This is a genomic window from Kitasatospora sp. NPDC047058 (assembly GCF_040643935.1).
GTDB lineage: Bacteria > Actinomycetota > Actinomycetes > Streptomycetales > Streptomycetaceae > Kitasatospora.
Genome location: NZ_JBEYVJ010000909.1, coordinates 1 through 1,224, shown reverse-complemented (window position 1 = coordinate 1,224; position 1,224 = coordinate 1). Strand labels below are relative to the sequence as shown.

Annotated in this window: 2 protein-coding genes and 1 pseudogene; all 3 read left to right on the top strand. The window is 71.7% G+C overall.

The genetic code is table 11. The features are described 5' to 3' along the window. Window positions 1-95, top strand: a pseudogene (locus tag ABZ885_RS41555) (roadblock/LC7 domain-containing protein); the annotation flags it as partial. 160 nt (window positions 96-255) lie between these two features. Beyond that, complete coding sequence (locus ABZ885_RS41550; RefSeq protein WP_360200454.1) at window positions 256-972, top strand: DUF742 domain-containing protein; 717 nt, start codon at window positions 256-258, stop codon at window positions 970-972. Then, the coding region (locus ABZ885_RS41545; RefSeq protein WP_360200452.1) for an ATP/GTP-binding protein at window positions 953-1,224 on the top strand (272 nt) is incomplete at its 3' end. The genes ABZ885_RS41550 and ABZ885_RS41545, both read left to right, overlap by 20 nt.

The following is a 1,224-nucleotide window of genomic DNA, read 5'->3' as shown; positions in this document are numbered from 1 at the left end:
TGGTCGGCTACGAGATGGCCCTCCTGGTCGACCGCGCCGGCGCCGTCCTCACCCCCGCGCTCCGCGCAGAACTCCAGGGCAGTCTCCTGCACTGACGGTTCGTCGGATACCGTCCTGGTATTCGAAGCACCTCCACGTCCGTCCCGGGCCCGCTTCGGCGGGCTCGGGTTCGGACGTTGTACGGCCTTCGCACCACCGGCCCGGACCTAGGCCCGAGCTCGCACCGCACCGCCGCACCCTGTGAGGAGAGGAACCGTGACACCGCCCGACGACCGCAGCGGCCAGTACGGCGTTCCGTACCCTGGCACGGGCCATGACGCCTTCGGAGCACCCGGCGTCGTCGGCCACGGTCAGCAATACGGCCAGCAGTACGGCCAGCAGCAGCAGTACGGCCAGCCCCAGCCCCAGTACGGCCAGGCACCGGAGCACTACGGCCAGTACACGCAGCCGCAGCCCTCGTACGACACGCCCCCGGCGGGCTACCCGGCACAGGGCGGGGCGGCCGGCGGCCACCTGCCCGGCCGGCACGCCGGCCACGGCGCTCCCGGGCACGTCCCCGGCCAGCACCCCGACCCCGGCTTCCCGTCCCAGGAGCCCGGACACGTCGAGGAGTTCGAGGACGACCACGACTCGGGCCCGCTGATCCGGCCGTTCGCGATGACCGGCGGACGCACCCGCCCGCGCTACGAACTCGCGCTGGAGGCGCTCGTCTCCGCCAGCGTCGACCCGCAGCGTCTGGCCACACTGCTGCCCGAGCACCAGCGGATCTGCACCCTCTGCACCGAGGTGAAGTCCGTCGCCGAGGTGTCGGCGCTGCTCTCCCTTCCCCTGGGAGTGGCGCGCATCCTCGTGGCCGACCTGGCCGAAGCCGGCCTGGTCGCCATCCACCAGCCCGCTTCCGGCGGCGAATCCGGAAACCAGCCCGACGTCACGCTGCTCGAAAGGGTCCTCAGTGGACTTCGCAAGCTCTAACGCGGCCGCCCCCACCCGCGCCACCACATCCGCGAAGATCGTCGTCGCCGGCGGCTTCGGCGTGGGCAAGACCACCCTCGTCGGCGCCGTCTCCGAGATCAACCCCCTGCGCACCGAAGCCGTCATGACCTCCGCGTCCGCCGGCATCGACGACCTGAGCCACGTCTCCGGCAAGACGACCACCACGGTCGCCATGGACTTCGGCCGCATCACCCTCGACGAGGACCTGATCCTCTACCTGTTCGGCACCCC